The following is an 18882-nucleotide window of genomic DNA, read 5'->3' on the forward strand; positions in this document are numbered from 1 at the left end:
CCGCGCCCGGCCGCGCCGAACCCGTGCCCGGGCGGGCGGCGTTCGTGGTCGGGTAAGGTTGGGTCCCCATGACCACCGTCGACCGTCCGCTCCGGATCGTCCGGACCTATCACCCGCGCCGCGGGCGGCTCAGCGGCAGGCATTTCGATGCCCTCGAGCGCCTCGCCGAGCGCTACGCGTTCGTGCCCGGCGAGCCCGTCGACGTGCTCGAGATCGGTTCCGGGATGGGGGACGCCACCGCGCAGATGGCTGCGGCCGACCCGGGCCGGCGCTACCTGGCCGTGGAGGTGCACACTCCCGGCGTGGCCAACCTTCTCGCGCTGATCGAGCGGCAGGGCCTGACCAACCTGCGGGTCGCCGCGGTGGACGCGATCGAGCTGCTGCGCGAGGAGATCCCGATCGCGAGCCTCGCCGCCGTGCACGTGTTCTTCCCCGACCCGTGGCCCAAGTCGCGCCACCACAAGCGGCGGCTCATCGTGCCCGGGCGGGTGGCCCTGATGCGCGAGCGGCTGCGCCCCGGCGGACTGTTGCACTGCGCCACCGACGACGCCGGCTACGCGCAGGCGATGCTGGAGACCCTCGACGCCGACCCCGGGCTCACCAACCGTTTCGACGGCTTCGCGCCCCGCCCGGACCACCGGCCCATGACCAAGTTCGAGCTGCGCGCCGTGCGCGCCGGCCGGCCGTCCTTCGACCTGATGTACGAGCGGACATGAAGAATCTGGCGGCAAGAGTGCCGCGTGGCGGGGACGTCGACGCGGTCTTCGAGGCTTTCTCCGAGTGGGCGGGTGAGCAGGGGCTCAGCCTGTACCCGCACCAGGAGGAGTCGCTGATCGAGATCGTCTCCGGGGCGAACCTCATCCTCAACACCCCGACCGGCTCCGGCAAGAGCCTCGTCGCCGCCGGCGCGCACTTCGCGGCCCTGGCGAGCGACCGGACCACGTTCTACACCGCGCCGATCAAGGCGCTGGTGTCGGAGAAGTTCTTCGCGCTGGTGGAGATGTTCGGCGCGGAGAACGTCGGGATGCTCACCGGCGACGCCAGCGTCAACGCCGACGCGCCGATCATCTGCTGTACCGCGGAGATCCTGGCCAACATCGCCCTGCGCGACGGCGCCCAGGCCGACGTCGGCATCGTCGTGATGGACGAGTTCCACTTCTACGCCGAACCGGACCGCGGGTGGGCCTGGCAGGTGCCGCTCATCGAGCTGTCGCGGGCCCAGTTCGTCCTCATGTCGGCCACGCTCGGCGACGTGACGCGCTTCGAAGAGGACCTGACCCGGCGCACCGGGCGCCCGACGGCGGTGGTGAAGAACGCCGAGCGACCGGTGCCGCTCATGTTCACCTACTCGATGGACCCGCTGCACGAGACGATCGAGGAGCTGCTGGGCACCCGGCAGGCCCCCGTCTACATCGTGCACTTCACCCAGGCCGCGGCGCTGGAGCGGGCGCAGGCGCTGATGAGCGTCAACGTGTCCACTCGCGCCGAGAAGGACATGATCGCCGAGGCCATCGGCAACTTCCGGTTCACCGCCGGCTTCGGCAAGACGCTGTCGCGCCTCGTGCGGCACGGGATCGGCGTGCATCACGCGGGGATGCTCCCGAAGTACCGCCGGCTGGTGGAGACCCTGGCCCAGGCCGGGCTGCTCAAGGTGATCTGCGGCACCGACACCCTCGGCGTCGGCATCAACGTGCCGATCCGCACGGTGCTGTTCACGGCGCTGTCGAAGTACGACGGGCAGAAGACCCGCCTGCTGTACGCCCGGGAGTTCCACCAGATCGCCGGCCGGGCCGGGCGCGCCGGGTTCGACACCGTCGGCACGGTCGTGGTACAGGCGCCCGAGCACGTCATCGACAACGAGCGGGCCCTCGCGAAGGCCGGCGACGACCCGAAGAAGCGGCGCAAGGTGGTGCGCAAGAAGCCGCCGGAGGGCTCGATCGGCTGGGGCCGGCCCACCTACGACCGCCTGGTGGATGCCGAGCCCGAGCCGCTGAGGTCCAGCTTCCAGGTGTCGCACGCGATGCTGCTCAACGTGATCAGCCGCCACGGCGACGCGTTCGCGGCGATGCGGCACCTGCTCACCGAGAACCACGAGGACGCCCACTCGCAGCGCCGGCTGATCCGCCGCGCCATCGCCATCTACCGGGCCCTGCTGGCCGGCGGAGTGGTGGAGCAGCTGCCTGAACCCGACGAGGAGGGCCGCCGGGTGCGGCTCACCGTCGACCTGCAGATGGACTTCGCGCTCAACCAGCCGCTGTCGCCGTTCGCGCTGGCCGCGATCGAGCTGCTCGACCGGGAGGCGCCCGGCTACGCCCTCGACGTGCTCTCCGTCATCGAGTCCACATTGGACGACCCGCGGCAGGTGCTCTCCGCGCAGCAGTTCAAGGCCCGCGGCGAGGCGGTCGCGGCGATGAAGGCCGAGGGCATCGAGTACGAGCAGCGGCTGGAGCTGCTCGAGTCGGTCACCCACCCGAAGCCGCTCGTCGATCTGCTCGACAACGCCTACCACCTGTACAAGCAGGGCCACCCCTGGGTCGCCGACTACGCGTTGTCGCCGAAGTCCGTGGTGCGCGACATGTACGAGCGGGCGATGACGTTCGTCGAGTACGTCGGGTTCTACGGGTTGTCGCGCTCCGAAGGGCTCGTGCTGCGGTATCTCGCCGACGCCTACAAGGCCATGCGCCAGACGGTGCCGGAGGACGCGCGCACCGAGGAGCTCGGCGACCTCATCGAGTGGCTCGGCGAACTGGTCCGTCAGGTCGACTCCAGCCTCATCGACGAGTGGGAACGGCTGCGCAACCCCGGGGAAGAGCAGACTCTGGTGCGCGACGAGCGCCCGCCGGCGGTCACCCGCAACCTGCGCGCGTTCCGGGTCCTGGTGCGCAACGCGCTCTTCCGCCGGGTCGAGCTCGCCGCGCTGCACCGCTACGACGAGCTGGGCGAGCTCGACGGCGAGCACGGGTTCACCGCGGACGCGTGGCAGGACGCGATCGAGGCGTACTTCGATGAGTACGACTCCCTCGGCGTCGGTCCCGACGCGCGCGGCCCGGCCCTGCTCATCATCGAGCAGAAGCCGGACCGCTGGCACGTGCGCCAGATCTTCGACGACCCGGAGGGCGACCGCGACTGGGCGATCGTCGCCGAGGTCGACCTGGCCGAGTCCGACGCCCAGGGCGCCGCGGCGGTGCGAGTCATCTCCGTCGGCCCCGCCTCCGGGTAGGGCTGGTCAGCCCGGCGGCGGTCCGCAGGTATTTTGCGCGGGTCGACGAGGCGGCAGCCCTCAGGCGAGCGGGTCGGCGAGCACGACCGACCGGGTCAGCAGGCGCGGGTGGTCGGGGTCGAGGCCCCGGTGCGCGGCGAGCGCGACGGCGAAGCGCTGGGCGAGGACCAGCTGGGCGAGCGGGTCACGGCCGTCGCGGTAGGGCAGCGCGCCGGCGGCGAGCACGGCGTCGTCGAGCGACGCGGGCACCGCCCCGAACGACCAGACCAGGCTGCGCGGGCCGGCGACGGCGACCGGGCCGTGGCGGTAGTCCATCGCGGGGTACGACTCAGACCAGGCCTGCGCCGCCTCACGCACCTTGAGCGCGGCCTCGTGGGCCAGCCCGACGGTCCAGCCGGTGCCGAGGAACACGAGGTGCTCGATCCCGGCCGGGTCGGCCGGCAGCGGGGCGGCCAGCGCGGCCGCGCCGTCGGCGGCGAGATGGCCGAGGTCCTCGCCGAACGCCGCGCGGGCCATCGCCAGCACCGTCGTCGGGAAGCGGGTCTGCACGACGCTGCGCTCGTCGGCGAAACCGAGCAGGACCCGGGTATCGACGAGATCGTCGACCGGCTCGCCGTCGACCGCGGTGATCGCCACCCGGTGCACCCCCGCCGGCAGCCGGCGCAGCGCTTCGAGCACCTCCGTCGACGTGCCCGAGCGCGTGATGGCCACGACCCGGTCATATCGGCGGCGCGGCACGAACTCCGACGCGCACACGGCGTCGGTCTCGCCGAGGCCGGCCGCCTCCCGCAACTCGGCAAGGCTCTGGGCCACGAACCAGGAGGTGCCGCAGCCCAGGATGAGCGTCCGCGCGCCGGGGGCGGCGAGCGCGGCGCGGGCCTCCTCGGCCAGGGCGATCCCACTGGCCCACACGGCCGGTTGGCTGGCGATTTCGAGTGCGGTGTCGGTCATGCGCGAACGTTATGCGCGTTCGCGCAGAATGCACAAGGGCGGCTGCGCAAATGGACTGTTTCTAGCCTGGCTCTTGCTTCGCTCGAGCATCAGTGGGGGGTTCCCACCCCACACCCCCCATGCTCGCTTCGCTCGCACTGCATCGCTTCGCTCGCCCTGTCGGGGGCTTCGCCCCTGCGACCCCTTCGCGAAGCGCGCGGTCCGCGCGGAAACGGACTATGATCGTTGCGCGTTTGATCATTATCGTGATCCGTCGATCGGAGCTTTGGGGTGGCACGGAGTTCGCTGCGGCGGGGCGACCGTATGTCGGCCATCCTTGAGCGCGTTTCGCGGCACGGCTCCGTCGACGCCGGCGGCCTCGCCGAGGAGTTCGCGGTCTCCACGGCGACGATTCGCCGCGACCTGCAGGTGCTGGAGGAGCAACGGCTGCTGTCGCGCACGCATGGCGGCGCCGTCGCCGTGGACGTGGCCTACGAGCTGCCGGTGCGCTACCGGGTGGGCCAGCAGCGCGACGAGAAGGCGCTGGTCGCCCAGCGCGCGGCCGCGCTGCTGCCGCGCGGCCCGCTGACGCTCGGCCTCACCGGTGGTACGACCACGTTCATGCTGGCCCGCCTGCTCGCCGACCGGGTCGACCTGACCGTGGTGACCAACGCCCTCAACATCGCCTCCGAGCTGGTCCTGCGCCCGCAGCTCAAGCTGATCATGACGGGCGGCGTGTCCCGCACCCAGTCGTACGAGCTGGTCGGTCCCATCGCCGATCAGGCGCTGTCCGGACTCAACATGGAGGTCGCCGTCGTCGGCGTCGACGGCATCAGCGCGCGCGGCGGCCTGACCACGCACGACGAGATCGAGGCGCACACCAACGCGGCGATGATCCGGCGGGCCGAGCGGGTGATGGTGGTCGCCGACGGCTCCAAGGTGGGCCGCAACTGCCTGGCGGGTATCTGCGCCATCACGGACGTGGCCGTGCTGGTGACCGACGCGAGCGCGGACCCCGACCAGGTGGAGGCGATCCGCCGGGCAGGCACCGAGGTCGTGGTGGCCCGCCATACCGGCACCGTCGTCACTTTCTGATCAGCACCGGACGCGGCGCAGCGCCTCCAGGAACTGCCCCGGCTCGGTGAACGCGGCGAAGTGGCTCGCGCCCTCGATGCGGACCAGCTCCTTCTCGGGGGCCCGGACCTCGGCGAAGTACTCCACCGCGGGCTCGATCAGCGTCACCACGTCGTGCGCGCCCTGGAACAGGTAGAACGGGACCTCGAACGTCGTGCCGAGCGCCCGTGCGTCGAAGCGCATGAACTGCTCGTACATCGCCTCGTTGACCTTGCTGAAGCCCCTGAGCCAGGCGGCCACGTCGCGCAGCGAGTAGTCGGGCTTGGTCAGCAGCAGCGGGAACAGCAGCCGGAACACCGCGTTCGGGGTGGTCGGATCGGTGGCCATCGACCACTGCATCCGGGTGCCCCACGCCTTGAAGCCCCAGGCACGCGGGTCGGGATCGAGCGCCTCCAGCGCGGCCACGCCCCGCCGGTTGCCGGCCGCGCGCAGCCGTTGCAGCGTCTCGGCCCGGCCCCGGCGCTCGTTCTCGATCATGTTCACGTAGAAGTCGGTGCCGACGTACGCGCTGAACAGGTCGGGGCGGCGGCGGACCATCGGCAGGCCGACGATCGTGCCCATCGAGCCGGCCATCAGGATGACGCGGCTCTGGCCGAGGTGCTCGCCCACGTACTCGGCGACCTCGATGCCGTCGTCGACCAGCCGGTCGAACGTGAGTTCCTCCGGGTGCAAGCCGCTGCGCCGCAGCGTCCGGCCGCAGCCGCGGCGGTCCCACTGCACGACGGTGAAGTGCCGCTCCCACTCCCGCAGGAGCGGGGTGAACACCGAGTACGGCGAGCCGGGGCCGCCGTGCACGACGAGCAGCACCGGATTGGCCCGGTCCTCGCCGCGGATCTGCAGCCACTGCTCGACGCCGCCGATGCTGACGTAGCGGCCCTCGGCGATGCCGGCGGGGGTGTCGATGCGGGCCTCGGCGGCCCGCTGCCGCTTGCGGGCGGCCCGGTAGGCGAGCGGCGCGGAGCCGGCGGCAGCGATGGCGGCGGCGGTGACGGCGGCGGCGACGAGCACGGACATCGGGACCTCCCTGGTCGGATCTGACGCGATTGACTGTACAGACGTCTGAGACATTTGTTCAAGACGGAATTTTCAGACGGTACGATCGGAGCCATGGGTAACCGGGAGAAGCTCCTCGACGGCGCGCAGCAGTGCCTGCTCGAGAAGGGGTACGCGGCCACCACCGCGCGGGACATCGCCGCCGCGGCCGGGGTGAGCCTCGCGGCGATCAACTACCACTTCAGGACCACCGAGGCGCTGCTCGACGAGGCGCTGCGGCGGGCGCTCGACCAGTGGAGCGACGAGCTCGAGCGGGCGCTCACCGGCGGGGCCGGCAGCCCTACGCCTGCCGACCCGGAGGAGCGGTTCGTGGCCATCTGGGACCGGGTGATCGCGTCGGTCACCGCCAACCGCTCGCTGTGGACCACGCAGTTCGAGCTCGTCACGAAGCTGGGCCGGCAGGCCGCGCCCGAGTCGCCGTGGGCGGCGGCGCAGGTCGAGGCGGAGGCGGCGCTGGCCGCGCTGTTCCACGGGATCGACTCCGCCGCCGAGCCCGAGCTGGCCCGGGCCGTGGGCGGGCTCTATCAGGCGCTGCTCGCCGGGGTGGTGGTGCAGCACCTCGTCGCGCCGGAGCGTGCGATGAGCGGCCGGGACCTGGCCCTCGCGCTGCGCGCCGTGTGCGAGCGGCTGGTCGCCTCCGGGTCTTCGGCCGTGGTGCAGAAGGTGTAAACCGCCCGGGTCGTGGTAGCGCAAGGGGCATGACCTCCAAGGACCGGCAGATCGCCGCGCGTAGGCGCCCGTTCACCGAGGGGGCGCTGACCACCGACCAGGGCATCCCGGTCGACGACACCGACAACTCGTTGCGGGCCGGCGCTCGCGGGCCCACCCTGCTCGAGGACTTCCACCTGCGGGAGAAGCTCATGCGCTTCGACCACGAGCGGATCCCCGAGCGGGTGGTGCATGCCCGCGGCTCCGGCGCGCACGGGTACTTCCAGGTGTACGAGCCGCTGGACGAGTACACGACCGCGGACTTCCTCACCGACCCGGACGCCCGCACGCCGGTCTTCGCGCGTTTCTCCACGGTCCAGGGCTCGCGCGGCTCCACCGACACGCCCCGCGACGTGCGCGGCTTCGCCGTGAAGTTCTACACGCGGCAGGGCAACTTCGACCTCGTCGGCAACAACATGCCGGTCTTCTTCATCCAGGACGGCATCAAGTTCCCCGACCTGGTGCACGCGCTCAAGCCCGAGCCGAACAACGAGATGCCGCAGGCCGCGTCGTCGCACGACACGTTCTGGGACTTCGTCACCCTCCAGCCGGAGACCATGCACCACGTCATCTGGCTCATGTCCGACCGCGCGCTGCCGCGCAGCTACCGGATGATGCAGGGCTTCGGGGTACACACCTTCCGCCTGATCAACGGCCACGGCCGCAGCACCTTCGCGAAGCTGCACTGGACCCCGGCGCTCGGCATCCACTCGCTGGTGTTCGACGAGGCCCAGCTGATCTCGGGCCGCGACCCCGACTTCAACCGCCGTGACCTGTGGGAGGCGATCGAGGCCGGCGAGTACCCGTCGTGGGAGCTCGGCCTGCAGCTCATCCCGGAGGAGCGCGCCTTCGACCTCGAAGAGATCGACGTGCTCGACCCGACCAAGCTCATCCCCGAGGAGCTCGTGCCGGTCACCCCCGTCGGCCGGCTCACCCTGGACCGCAACCCGGACAACTTCTTCGCCGAGACCGAGCAGGTCGCCTTCTGCGTCGGCAATACCGTGCCCGGCATCGACTTCTCGGACGATCCGCTGCTGCAGGCCCGGCTGTTCTCGTACCTCGACACCCAGCTCACCCGTCTCGGCGGCCCCAACTTCGCGCAGCTGCCGATCAACCGCCCGCTCACGCCCGTGCGCAACCACCAGCAGGACGGCTTCCACCAGGAGGCGGTGCCGACCGGCCGCACCAACTACCACCCCAGCTCCCTGGGCGGGACGCTGCAGGTGGGGCCGGGCCTCACGTCGTACCCCGAGCACGTCGACGGCCCGAAGGAGCGCAAGCGCAGCGAAACCTTCGCCGACCACTACTCGCAGGCGACCCTGTTCTGGAACAGCATGTCGGCGTGGGAGCAGGAGCACATCATCGCGGCGTACCGCTTCGAGCTCGGCAAGGTCACCGCGATGCCGATCCGCGTCCGCGCGGTCGAGCACCTCAACCGCATCGACCACGACCTGGCGGTGGCCGTCGCGCAGGGCATCGGCGTCGAGGAGCCGGTCAAGTCCGTCGACAACCACGGCCGCAGCTCGCCCGCGCTGTCCCAGGCGCGCGACGTCGCCGGCGCCTCGGCGCGCACCCGCCGCGTGGCCGTACTGATGGCCGACGGCGCCGATTCCCGCGTCCTCGCGCACCTGCGCGACTCCTGCACCGAGGCGGGCGCCGTGGTCGACCTGCTGGGCATCACCGACGCCGCCGTGACCACCTCCGACGGCGTGCCGCTGGAGGTCACCCACGCCATCACCACGACCGCGTCGGTCCTCTACGACGCCGTGGTGGTACCCAGCGCCGCGGCCGACCTGTCGGTGGAGGGCGCGGCGGTGCATTTCGCCGCGGAGGCGTACAAGCACGGCAAGCCGGTCGGCGCGTTCGGCACCGGCCTGGGCGTGCTGCAGCGGGCGCAGATCCCGCTGACGACGGCCGCGTCGGATCCGGCGCTGATCGTGGAGGAGGAGTTCACCCCGGACTTCCCGCACACCCTGCTGGCCGCGCTGGCGTCGCATCGCAACTTCGACCGCGAGGTGACCAGCATCCCGGCCTGACACATCCCGGCCTGACCTGCCGCGTGGCCGGCTGACTAAGGCATGTTCAGCTGCACGTAGCCGCGTCTCACCGCGCCCATCGACATGTCGTGCGGGAACGGCGCCTTCGCGGCCACCCGCTCGGCCGGGGCGCCGTCCCGGTCGCCGTCGCGGATCAGCCACGCCAGGGCCGCCAGCTGCTCGTGCTGGGCGGTCACGAAGCGGGGTCCGACGACGGCGCCGTGGCCCGGCACGACCTGGGTCTGCGGGCTGAGGTCGAGCAGCAGGGCGGCCAGGGTGTCGGGCCACTCGAGCGGATACGCGTCGTCGAACTGCGGCGGGCCGCTCTCCTCCACCAGGTCGCCGGCGATGACGACCTCGGCGTCCGGCACGAGCGTCACCAGATCGCCGACGGAGTGACCCCGGCCGTAGTGGCGCAGCCTGACCACGCGGTCGCCCAGGTCCAGCTCGGCGGAGGTGCGGACCAGACGGGTCGGCGGGACGGGCGTGAGGCAGGCCAGGTCAGCGGCCAGGTCGGGGTGCTCGGGCACGGCCCGCTCGCGCAGCCCGGGCCCGATCAGGGCGGCGGCCTCCTCGTGGCCCCAGATCGGCGCGCCGCCGTCGGCGAAGACCATGTTGCCGAACGTGTGGTCGAAGTGGTGGTGCGTGTTGACCACGACGAGGGGAAGGGGGGTCACGCGGCGTACCGCCGCCAAGAGGTCCTGGGCCTGGCCCGGCGTGGACAGGGTGTCGACGACCAGCGCCGCCTCGCCGCCGACGACCAGGGTGGCGTTGACGTCGAGCACCGGGTAGCGCAGCACGTGAATCCCCGCGGCGATCTCATGCAGCACGGTCATTGCGAAACCTCCGCTCGCTCCGGACCGGTCACGTGGTGGCTTCGCGGTCCTCCAGCGCCTTGGCAAGGAAACGGGCGCGATCGACGATCACCCGCTCCACGCGCCCCTCGGCGACGACCTGCCGGCTGTCCCTGACCACGATCTCGAACACGAGCTTGCGCCCGTCGACCTTGGCCATGCGCGCTTCGGCGACGACGCGACCGCCGATCGGGGTCGCGACGCGGTGCTCGATCTCGACGCGCGTGCCGACGGTGGTGAAGCCCGGCGGCAGCCGGCTCGCGGTCGCGCCGACGGTCGCCGCCTCGGCCAGCGCCAGCACCCGCGGCGTGCCGAGGACGGGCACGTCGCCCGAGCCCACCGCCTGCGCGGTGTCGGCATCGGTCACCGTGAGCTCGACGCGGGTGACAGCACCGACCCAGGGGGTCGCATCGACGGTGGGGCGCTCACTCGGCTGCATAACCCAAGCGTAGCGACCGCGGTAATTCGAAGGCAGTGTTCCTTGGGCGGGCCATACCCTGCGGGCCTGCCGTCGCTGGTGGCCGCGGCCCACCCCTGAAGCACCGCCCGGCCCAGCCCTACAGCACGGCTCGGCGCGCGGAGAAGGTGTGGCGGGCGGTGCGGGAGAGGACGGCCAGCTCGCCGGCGAGGCGGTAGGCGTCCGCGGCGTCGCGCAGACGGGCCGTGGCGTGCAGGCCGCCCGCGGTGTCGACGGTGACCGTGGCGAGCGACAGCAGCCGCTGCAGCGGGCCCTGGGTCACCCGGACGCTCTGCACCCGGGCCAACGGCACCGCGGTCAGCTCGCGGGTCAGCACGCCCTCGCGGACGGCCACCACGTCGTCGGTGACGGCCACCCCGATGCGGGACCACGCCAGCGGGGCCAGCCAGCGGGCGCGCGCGGGCGGGCGGCTGACGGGCAGGGCCGCCGCGTCGATCGGCGCCGGGCCGGGGCGCGGGTCGACGGCCGATCCGAGCACCGTCGCGGCCACCGCCACCGTGTGCGCGGACCGGGCTACGGGCACGAGGGTGCCGGCCCGCAGCTGCTCGCCGTCGCCGCCGCCATAGCCGGCCACGTCCATGCGGGCCCGCGCCCAGCCGGCGCCGCGCCACAGCAGCGGCCAGGTGATCTTGATGCCCTGCACGCGGCGCGGCGGCACGGACTGGCTGCGCTTGTTGAGCAGGCCCTGATGCAGCCGCAGCGCCGCGGTGTCGTCGGCGATGCGGAAGTCCCACTCGTCCAGCACCCGGCGGACCGGCACCTGGAACACGCCCAGGAACGCCGTGATCGTGCTGGCCGCGCCGATGAGCGTCCAGTCGGGGTGGGCGAGCGCCGGCCAGACCACGAACGCGGCGCCGACAGGCACCGAGAGCATCGGCGGGGTGAGCAACTGGGCGAGCAGCAGCCGGCCGTTGTCCACGGCGAACAGCGCTCGCTCGGCCGCGGGCTCGGCGGGCGAGGCGCCGGTGGCCATGCCGAGCAGGGAGGTGCGCAGCTCGGTCGCGTCGGCCACGGTCAGATACGCCAGCGGTGCCTCGGTCTTGCCGCCGCCGATGACCTCCAGACGCAGCTCCGCGAGGCCGAACACGCGCGCGAGGGCGGGGCGCACGACGTCGATCGCCTGCACCCGATCGAGCGGGATGGTGCGCACCCGGCGCGACAGCAGCCCCTCGTGGACGCGCAGCTCGCGGCCGATCACCTCGTAGCCGGTCACGGCCCAGAGCGCCGCGGACATGAGGACCGCCAGCACCAGGATCGCGGTCATGGCCAGCAGCCAGTGTTCCAGGCCGAGGTCGCCCAGCCCGCGCCAGGAGACCGCGACCGCGGCGAGGGCGACGAACTTCGCCCCGCGCACCAGCGGCGTCAACGGATGCAGCCGCCGCCGGGGCAGGGTCAGCGGTCCGCTCACACCGCCTCCGCATCGCTGCTCATAAGCCCTCTTCGCGGATCTCGCCGAGCGTCGCCAGGCGGTCGCGCAGGCGGGTGGCCTCGGCGGCCTCCAGGCCGGGCACGGTGGCGTCGCTGGCCGCGGCGGCGGTGTGCAGGGTGACGGTGGCGAGGCCGGCGGCGCGCTCGATCGGGCCGGCGGTCACGTCGACGAACTGCATCCTGGCGTACGGCACGATGGACAGTCGCCGGATCAGCAGCCCGTGGCGGACCAGCAGGTCCTCGGCCCGCTCCGCGTAGCCCCAGGACCGGATGGACCGGCGCATGAACACCGCCCGCACCGCGCCGGCGACCGGCACCGCCACGGCGGCGAGGAGGAACCACCCCGACCACAGCACGCCGGCGACCACGCAGGCGAGCGCCAGCACGACCACCCATGCGGCCAGCGTCACCAGCCTGACCACGAAGTACCGCGCGGAGATCGGCCGCCACACGACGGTATCCGGCCACGGGCACAGTGGGTCTGGTGCTACCGGAGCATTCACTCCCCGAGCCTATCCGGATCGCTGATCGGCACGGTCTCCCGCAGGAATCCGCGCGCGTTCAGAAACGACGACAGCGACTCCCGGTGCTCGTCGCAGGCCAGCCAGGCCTTGCGCCGGTCGGGAGTGTGTAGCTTCGGATTGTTCCACAGCAGCTGCCACAAGGCTCGGTTACGGCAGCCCTTGGCGGAGCAGATGAGCTCTTCCACGCCATGAGTGTGAGCGCCGGGCGGCCACGGGGGAAGCCGCCCGGCGACGGGTGAATCGTACCCACTCCGGTACGGGTGATGTCCAGTCCATGAGGCCAGGGTGAGAGAAAATCCCCCGAATCGATAGCCACATATCCGATATATCGGTTGAAGTCGCCCGGACGTGAACTCCCAGTAGGCTCTCAGCAGCGTCGGATCGCGGGCGGTCGCCGCGTCGTGCGACGCTAGGTCTGCCGATGATTGGCAGCAGACGAAAACACGCGTGGAGGACCGGTGACCCAGCCGAGCAACCCTGTCTCGACCCCTGCTCAGGACGCGACCGTGCTCGAACGGGCTCTCTTCGAGGTCAAGCGGGTGATCGTCGGCCAGGACCGGATGATCGAGCGGATGTTCGTGTCGTTGCTCTGCCGCGGCCATGTGCTGCTCGAGGGCGTGCCCGGCGTCGCCAAGACGCTCGCCGTGGAGACGCTCGCCCGGGTCGTCGGCGGCACGTTCTCCCGCATCCAGTTCACGCCCGACCTCGTGCCCGCCGACATCGTCGGCACCCGGATCTACCGGCAGTCCAGCGAGAAGTTCGACGTCGAGCTCGGGCCGGTGTTCGTCAACTTCCTGCTCGCCGACGAGATCAACCGCGCGCCGGCCAAGGTGCAGTCGGCCCTGCTGGAGGTCATGGCCGAGCAGCAGGTCTCCATCGGTGGCGAGACGTATGACGTGCCCCGCCCGTTCCTGGTCATGGCCACCCAGAACCCGATCGAGCAGGAGGGTGTCTACCCGCTGCCCGAGGCCCAGCGCGACCGCTTCCTGATGAAGATCCAGGTGGGGTATCCCACCGACGCCGAGGAGCGCGAGATCGTCTACCGGGTCAGCGTGAAGACCCCGGAGCCGGTAGCGGTGCTCACCACCCAGGAACTCATGGCGCTGCAGGACAAGGCCGACGACGTGTTCGTGCACAACGCGCTCGTCGACTACGCGGTGCGGCTGGTGGTCGCCACCCGCGCCCCCGCCGAGCACGGCCTGGCCGACATCGCGCACCTCATCCAGTACGGTGCCAGCCCCCGCGCCTCGCTGGGCATCGTGCGGGCCAGCCGGGCGCTCGCCCTGCTGCGCGGCCGGGACTACGCGCTGCCGCAGGACGTGCAGGACATCGCCCCCGACATCCTGCGCCACCGCCTGGTGCTGTCCTACGACGCCCTCGCCGACGACATCCCGGCCGACGACGTGGTGCGCCGGGTCCTCGCCGCGGTGCCGCCGCCCACGGTCGCGCCGCGCCAGCAGGCCACCACCGCGCCGGCGGGCCAGCCACAGCCACAGGCGCAGGCGACCACCACGATCACCACGTGGCCGGGGCGGTGAAGATCCAGAGCGGCACCGGGCTGGACGACGGCCGTGCGGAGGTCGTCCTCAACCGCATGCAGCTGCTCGTCACGCGCAAGCTCGACGGCCTGCTGCAGGGCGACTACCTGGGCCTGCTGCCGGGGCCGGGCACCGAGGCGGGGGAGTCGCGGGAGTATCGGCCGGGCGACGACGTGCGACGCATGGACTGGCCGGTGACGGCCCGCACCACGCTGCCGCACGTGCGCCAGACGGTCGCCGACCGCGAGCTGGAGACGTGGCTCGCCGTCGACCTCAGCGCCAGCCTGGACTTCGGCACGGCCCGATACCTCAAGCGCGACCTGGCGGTGGCCGCCTCGGCCGCCGTGGCGCACCTCACCGTCCGCGGTGGCAACCGCATCGGAGCCGTCGTCGGTACGGCGGAGGCGCTCACCCGCCTCCCGGCGCGCCCCGGCCGCAAGGACGCCCAGGGCCTGCTCCGCACGATCGCGCTGACCCAGGGCCGGCCCGGCCGCGCCGACCTCGGCGCGCTCATCGACATGCTCAACCGGCCCCCGCGCCGGCGCGGCGTCGCCGTGGTCATCTCCGACTTCATGACGCCGCCGCAGCAGTGGGCGCGGCCGCTGCGCAAGCTCGGCGTGCGCCACGACCTGCTCGCCGTCGAAGTCGTCGACCCGCGCGAGCTGGAGCTGCCCAACGTCGGGGTGATCGCCCTCGTCGACCCGGAGACCGGCCGGACGCACGAGGTGCAGACCGCCGACCCGAAGCTGCGCCATCGCTACGCCCACGCCGCGGCCGCCCAGCGCGCCGAGATAGCCTCGGCACTGCGTGGCGCCAACGCGGCACACCTGCGGCTGCGCACCGACTCCGACTGGCTCCTGGACATCGTCCGGTTCGTCGCGGCCCAGCGACACGCCCGAACTCGAGGTACGACCCGATGATCCGTCTGCTCTCACCGTGGTGGCTGCTGGCCCTGGTGCCCGTCGCCGCGGTCATCGGCGTGTACGTGTGGCGCCAGCTGCACCGGCGCGCCTTCGCCGTGCGTTTCACCAACGTCGACCTCCTCAGCAGCCTGGTGCCCAAGGGCATCGGCGCGCGCCGGCACGTCAGCGCAGCCGCCTTCCTGCTCAGCCTGGTCATCCTGGCTTTCGGCATGACCCGGCCGTCGGTGGACACCAAGGAGCCGCTGGAGCGGGCCACGATCATGCTGGCCATCGACGTGTCGCTGTCGATGCAGGCCACCGACGTGCAGCCGACGAGGATCGAAGCCGCGAAGTCCGCCGCGATCGACTTCGTCAAACAGCTCCCGGCGAACTTCAACGTCGGGCTCGTCTCGTTCGCCAAGACGGCCAGCGTGCTGGTGTCGCCGACCAAGGAGCGCAGCTCGATCCTGCAGGCGATCAACGGCCTGACGTTGCAGGAGTCGACGGCCACCGGCGAGGCCGTGTTCACCAGCCTCGACGCGATCCGCACCGTGCCCGCCGACGGCGCGGACGGCCCGCCGCCGGCCCGTATCGTGCTGCTGTCCGACGGGTTCCGCACCGCGGGCCGCTCGCTGGAGGACGCGTCGGCGGCTGCCTCGGCGGCGAACGTGCCGGTCTCCACGATCGCGTTCGGCACCGACGAAGGCGTGGTCCGCATCGGCAACACGCCGCAGCGGGTGCCGGTGGACCGCCCGTCGCTGCAGAAGGTGGCGGAGGTCACCAAGGGGTACTTCTACGAGGCCGCGAGCAAGGAAGAGCTCAAGCGGGTCTACTCGGACATGGGCAGCTCGATCGGCTACCGCACGAAGCCGCGCGAGATCACGCAGTGGTATCTGGGCTTCGGCTTCCTCATGGCGCTGTGTGCGGGCGGGCTCAGCCTGCTGTGGGGGTCCCGGCTTCCGTAGAACAGAACGGTGTCGCGGGCCGTGGTGATCGCCGCGGCCTCGCCCGTGCCAATGCCTCGCCAGAGCCGAGCCGTAGTCGAGTCACAGTCGAGCCGGTGTGGCGCGGCGGCCGGCGGGTCAGTGGGCGCCGACGAGGAAGAACAGGGCGGCGACCCAGATCGCGGCCAAGAAGAAGCCAACGGGCGCGACAAAACGGCTCACGACGTGCTCCCAACGGGTGTTGTCTCAAATGGGAAAGCGAGAACAGACACACGGAAGCCGTGGCGGGTGATCTGCTGTTACCGGCCACGACTGGAGGGATCGCTACTTCGCACAGCGATCACCTCCTGGGGAGCGGCTGCCGTGCCGGACGGGCAGCGAACGGGTCCAGCCGCCTGGCGGCCGGACATCCAAACCTCCACATCGTACTGCGAACCGCCATGCCCAGCATCAGCCGCCCGGCGCATTGGGTCCTACCATTCGGTAGCGCCTAGTCTCCGTAGTGGATCCCACAAGCAAGATCTTTGAGCACGAAAGGCGGCACCGTGGCGAGGACCGTGCTGGTCACCGGCGGCAACCGGGGCATCGGACTGGCGATCGCGCAGGCGTTCGCCAAGCAGGGCGACCGCGTGGCGGTGACGCACCGTGGTTCGGGCGCGCCCGACGGGCTGTTCGGCGTGCAGTGTGACATCACCGACAGCGCCGCCGTCGACGCCGCGTTCACGGAGGTGGAAAAGGCGCTCGGTCCGGTCGAGGTGCTCGTCGCCAATGCCGGCATCACCCAGGACACCCTGCTGCTGCGCATGAGCGAGGAGCAGTTCACGGGGGTGCTGGACACCAACCTCACCGGCTCGTTCCGCTGCGCCAAGCGCGCCGCGAGCAAGATGCTGCGGGCGCGCTGGGGGCGGATCATCTTCATCTCCTCGGTCGTCGGCCTCTACGGCGGCCCGGGCCAGGTCAACTACGCGGCGAGCAAGGCCGGCCTGGTCGGCATGGCCCGCTCGATCACCCGCGAGCTCGGCAGCCGCAACATCACCGCCAACGTCGTCGCGCCCGGCTTCATCGAGACCGACATGACGGCGGTGCTTCCGGAGGCCACCCAGGCGGAGTACAAGAAGAGCATCCCGGCCGGCCGGATGGCCAAGCCCGAGGAGGTCGCCGACGTCGTCACCTTCCTCGCCAGCGACGCCGCGGGGTACATCACCGGTGCCGTCATTCCCGTCGACGGCGGCCTCGGTATGGGTCACTGACGTCGGTCGGTCGTTGGCGTCGCGAAGAATCGGGCGCGGGCGCCAGATTCTTCGGACACATCATCATCAAGGGAGACTCCGCAAACCATGGCTGGACTTCTCGAGGGCAAGCGGCTGCTGATCACCGGGATCATCACCGAACAGTCGATCGCCTTCTCCACCGCGAAGGTCGCCCAGGAGCAGGGCGCCCAGGTCGTGCTCACCGGCTTCGGCCGGCTGTCGCTGGTCGAGCGCATCGCCAAGCGGCTGCCGCAGGAGGCCCCGGTGATCGAGCTCGACGTGACCAACCAGGAGCACCTCGACGGCCTCGCGGACAAGGTGCGTGAGCACGTCGACGGGCTCGACGGGGTGCTGCACTCGATCGGGTTCGCCCCGGCCAGCTGCCTCGGCGGCGACTTCCTCGCCGCGCCCTGGCAGGACGTGGCCACCGCGATCCACGTCTCGACGTTCTCGTTCAAGGCCCTCGCCGTGGCGTGCCTGCCGCTGCTCGGGCCGGGCAGCTCGATCGTGGGCATGGACTTCGACGCGTCGAAGGCCTACCCGGTGTACGACTGGATGGGCGTGGCGAAGGCGGGCCTCGAGTCCACGTCGCGCTATCTGGCGCGCGAACTCGGTCCGCGCGGCATCCGGGTGAACCTCGTCGCGGCCGGCCCGCTGCGCACCATGGCGGCCAAGTCGATCCCCGGCTTCGCCGTCTTCGAGGACTCCTGGGCCAAGGTCGCGCCGCTGGGCTGGGACCTCTACGACCAGGTCGCCGCGGCCAAGGCCTGCTGCGCCCTGATGTCCGACTGGTTCCCGGCCACGACCGGTGAGATCGTCCACGTCGACGGCGGGTACCACGCAATCGGCTCGTCCTGATCAAGGAGCAGAATGAGGGCGTGGCTTACGACGCGTTCCTCCTGCTCTCCTTCGGCGGCCCGGAAGGGCAGGACGACGTCCTGCCCTTCCTGGAGAACGTCACCCGCGGCCGGGGCATCCCGCGCGAGCGCCTGGAGGCCGTCGCCGGGCACTACCGCCACTTCGGCGGCGTCTCCCCGATCAACGCCCAGTGCCGCGCGCTCATCGAGGCCCTGCGCCCCCGCCTCGACCTGCCGATCTACTGGGGCAACCGCAACTGGCACCCGATGCTGGCCGACACCGTGCGGCAGATGCGCGACGACGGGATCCACCGGGCGATCGCGTTCGTGACCAGCCCGTTCGGGTCGCAGTCCTCGTGCCGGCAGTACCTCGACGACATCGACCGCGCGCGGGCCGAGGTGCCGGACGCGCCGGTCATCGACAAGATCCGGCACTACCACGACCACCCCGGGTACATCGCACCGCACGCCGACGCCGTGCGCGAGGCGCTGGACAGCCTGCCGTCGCGGATGAAGGCCCGGCTGGTGTTCACCGCCCACTCGATCCCCACGTCGATGAACGCGGCCAGCGGCCCCAGGGGCGTCGGGCGATACGAGGCCCAGCTGCGCGAGACCGCGGCCCTCGTCGCCGCCGAGGCCGCGCCGGAGCTCGAGTGGGACCTGGTCTGGCAGAGCCGCTCCGGCCCGCCGCAGGTGCCGTGGCTGGAGCCCGACGTCAACGACCACCTGGAGGCCCTCGCGAAGGAGGGCGTGACCGAGGTCGTGGTGAGCCCCATCGGCTTCATCTCCGACCATCTCGAGGTGATCTGGGACCTCGACGAGGAGGCCCGCGCGACCGCCGCGCGCCTCGGACTGGCCTTTGCCCGGGCCGCCACCCCGGGCGTCGACCCGCGCTTCGCGGACATGATCCGAGCGCTGGTCGATGAGCGCGTCCTTGCTCACAGTAATGTGCGTCACGCGCTCGGCACCGTCCCTACCTGGGACTACTGTCCGGCCGACTGCTGCGCGTCACCGAAACGCGCATAG

At 71.6% G+C, this 18882-nt stretch carries 18 protein-coding genes; 11 read left to right on the top strand and 7 right to left on the bottom strand.

The window, feature by feature from the left end; translation table 11 throughout:
* The first annotated feature begins 68 nt into the window (after positions 1–68).
* Together trmB and AB0367_RS09635 are read left to right on the top strand one after the other, a co-directional pair.
* Positions 69–716 (top strand): tRNA (guanosine(46)-N7)-methyltransferase TrmB, encoded by a 648-nt coding sequence (trmB, locus tag AB0367_RS09630; RefSeq protein WP_366225791.1) that lies wholly within the window; start codon positions 69–71, stop codon positions 714–716.
* On the top strand, positions 713–3220 hold the full coding sequence (locus tag AB0367_RS09635; RefSeq protein ID WP_366225792.1) for a DUF3516 domain-containing protein: 2508 nt from the start codon (positions 713–715) through the stop codon (positions 3218–3220). Before trmB ends, AB0367_RS09635 begins: the two co-directional genes overlap by 4 nt.
* Positions 3221–3280: 60 nt before the next feature.
* On the opposite strand, the gene AB0367_RS09640 is transcribed toward AB0367_RS09635, so the two are convergent.
* Positions 3281–4171 (bottom strand): sugar isomerase, encoded by an 891-nt coding sequence (locus tag AB0367_RS09640; protein ID WP_366225793.1) that lies wholly within the window; start codon positions 4169–4171, stop codon positions 3281–3283.
* 303 nt (positions 4172–4474) lie between these two features.
* Between AB0367_RS09640 and AB0367_RS09645 the strand changes: the two genes are divergently transcribed.
* Complete coding sequence (locus AB0367_RS09645) at positions 4475–5245, top strand: DeoR/GlpR family DNA-binding transcription regulator (RefSeq protein ID WP_366225794.1); 771 nt, start codon at positions 4475–4477, stop codon at positions 5243–5245.
* On the opposite strand, the gene AB0367_RS09650 is transcribed toward AB0367_RS09645, so the two are convergent.
* On the bottom strand, positions 5246–6298 hold the full coding sequence (locus AB0367_RS09650) for an alpha/beta hydrolase (protein ID WP_366225795.1): 1053 nt from the start codon (positions 6296–6298) through the stop codon (positions 5246–5248).
* A 93-nt stretch (positions 6299–6391) separates the two neighbouring features.
* Here AB0367_RS09650 and AB0367_RS09655 point away from each other — a divergent pair, with 93 nt between their 5' ends.
* Together AB0367_RS09655 and AB0367_RS09660 are read left to right on the top strand one after the other, a co-directional pair.
* Complete coding sequence (locus AB0367_RS09655; RefSeq protein ID WP_366225796.1) at positions 6392–7006, top strand: TetR/AcrR family transcriptional regulator; 615 nt, start codon at positions 6392–6394, stop codon at positions 7004–7006.
* A gap of 29 nt (positions 7007–7035) precedes the next feature.
* Positions 7036–9081: a catalase gene (locus tag AB0367_RS09660; protein WP_366225797.1), complete on the top strand. Its 2046-nt coding sequence runs from the start codon at positions 7036–7038 to the stop codon at positions 9079–9081.
* A 35-nt stretch (positions 9082–9116) separates the two neighbouring features.
* On the opposite strand, the gene AB0367_RS09665 is transcribed toward AB0367_RS09660, so the two are convergent.
* From AB0367_RS09665 to AB0367_RS09685, 5 genes are all read right to left on the bottom strand, one after another.
* Positions 9117–9917, bottom strand: a complete 801-nt coding sequence (locus AB0367_RS09665) for an MBL fold metallo-hydrolase (protein WP_366225798.1) — start codon at positions 9915–9917, stop codon at positions 9117–9119.
* Between the two features lie 28 nt (positions 9918–9945).
* A complete protein-coding gene (locus AB0367_RS09670) occupies positions 9946–10374 on the bottom strand; it encodes a hotdog domain-containing protein (RefSeq protein WP_366225799.1) in 429 nt (142 codons plus the stop codon).
* A gap of 118 nt (positions 10375–10492) precedes the next feature.
* On the bottom strand, positions 10493–11821 hold the full coding sequence (locus tag AB0367_RS09675) for a PH domain-containing protein (protein ID WP_366225800.1): 1329 nt from the start codon (positions 11819–11821) through the stop codon (positions 10493–10495).
* Between the two features lie 19 nt (positions 11822–11840).
* Entirely contained in the window at positions 11841–12344 is a 504-nt protein-coding gene (locus AB0367_RS09680) for a PH domain-containing protein (protein WP_366225801.1), read from the bottom strand.
* Complete coding sequence (locus tag AB0367_RS09685; protein ID WP_366225802.1) at positions 12341–12550, bottom strand: acetone carboxylase; 210 nt, start codon at positions 12548–12550, stop codon at positions 12341–12343. Before AB0367_RS09685 ends, AB0367_RS09680 begins: the two co-directional genes overlap by 4 nt.
* Positions 12551–12823: 273 nt before the next feature.
* Between AB0367_RS09685 and AB0367_RS09690 the strand changes: the two genes are divergently transcribed.
* The 6 genes from AB0367_RS09690 (at position 12824) to AB0367_RS09715 (ending at position 18882) form a co-directional block, all read left to right on the top strand.
* Positions 12824–13903 (top strand): MoxR family ATPase, encoded by a 1080-nt coding sequence (locus tag AB0367_RS09690; protein WP_366225803.1) that lies wholly within the window; start codon positions 12824–12826, stop codon positions 13901–13903.
* 56 nt (positions 13904–13959) lie between these two features.
* A complete protein-coding gene (locus AB0367_RS09695; RefSeq protein WP_366226037.1) occupies positions 13960–14823 on the top strand; it encodes a DUF58 domain-containing protein in 864 nt (287 codons plus the stop codon).
* Positions 14820–15770 (top strand): VWA domain-containing protein, encoded by a 951-nt coding sequence (locus tag AB0367_RS09700; protein ID WP_366225804.1) that lies wholly within the window; start codon positions 14820–14822, stop codon positions 15768–15770. The genes AB0367_RS09695 and AB0367_RS09700 overlap by 4 nt, the downstream gene beginning before the upstream one ends.
* 524 nt (positions 15771–16294) lie before the next feature.
* Entirely contained in the window at positions 16295–16999 is a 705-nt protein-coding gene (fabG, locus tag AB0367_RS09705) for a 3-oxoacyl-[acyl-carrier-protein] reductase (protein ID WP_366225805.1), read from the top strand.
* Between the two features lie 87 nt (positions 17000–17086).
* A complete protein-coding gene (gene fabI / locus AB0367_RS09710) occupies positions 17087–17857 on the top strand; it encodes an enoyl-ACP reductase FabI (protein WP_366225806.1) in 771 nt (256 codons plus the stop codon).
* 20 nt (positions 17858–17877) lie between these two features.
* A complete protein-coding gene (locus AB0367_RS09715) occupies positions 17878–18882 on the top strand; it encodes a ferrochelatase (RefSeq protein WP_366225807.1) in 1005 nt (334 codons plus the stop codon).

The sequence above is a fragment of the Dactylosporangium sp. NPDC051484 genome, assembly GCF_040689395.1.
Lineage (GTDB): Bacteria > Actinomycetota > Actinomycetes > Mycobacteriales > Micromonosporaceae > Dactylosporangium.

Bases quoted from the DNA above. Each gene is read 5' to 3' on its own strand.
- AB0367_RS09670 (WP_366225799.1), bottom strand. From the start codon at position 10,374: ATGCAGCCGAGTGAGCGCCCCACCGTCGATGCGACCCCCTGGGTCGGT.
- AB0367_RS09635 (WP_366225792.1), top strand. From the start codon at position 713: ATGAAGAATCTGGCGGCAAGAGTGCCGCGTGGCGGGGACGTCGACGCG.
- AB0367_RS09645 (WP_366225794.1), top strand. From the start codon at position 4,475: ATGTCGGCCATCCTTGAGCGCGTTTCGCGGCACGGCTCCGTCGACGCC.
- AB0367_RS09660 (WP_366225797.1), top strand. From the start codon at position 7,036: ATGACCTCCAAGGACCGGCAGATCGCCGCGCGTAGGCGCCCGTTCACC.
- fabI (WP_366225806.1), top strand. From the start codon at position 17,087: ATGGCTGGACTTCTCGAGGGCAAGCGGCTGCTGATCACCGGGATCATC.
- AB0367_RS09650 (WP_366225795.1), bottom strand. From the start codon at position 6,298: ATGTCCGTGCTCGTCGCCGCCGCCGTCACCGCCGCCGCCATCGCTGCC.
- AB0367_RS09640 (WP_366225793.1), bottom strand. From the start codon at position 4,171: ATGACCGACACCGCACTCGAAATCGCCAGCCAACCGGCCGTGTGGGCC.
- trmB (WP_366225791.1), top strand. From the start codon at position 69: ATGACCACCGTCGACCGTCCGCTCCGGATCGTCCGGACCTATCACCCG.
- AB0367_RS09665 (WP_366225798.1), bottom strand. From the start codon at position 9,917: ATGACCGTGCTGCATGAGATCGCCGCGGGGATTCACGTGCTGCGCTAC.
- AB0367_RS09700 (WP_366225804.1), top strand. From the start codon at position 14,820: ATGATCCGTCTGCTCTCACCGTGGTGGCTGCTGGCCCTGGTGCCCGTC.
- AB0367_RS09655 (WP_366225796.1), top strand. From the start codon at position 6,392: ATGGGTAACCGGGAGAAGCTCCTCGACGGCGCGCAGCAGTGCCTGCTC.
- AB0367_RS09695 (WP_366226037.1), top strand. From the start codon at position 13,960: ATGCAGCTGCTCGTCACGCGCAAGCTCGACGGCCTGCTGCAGGGCGAC.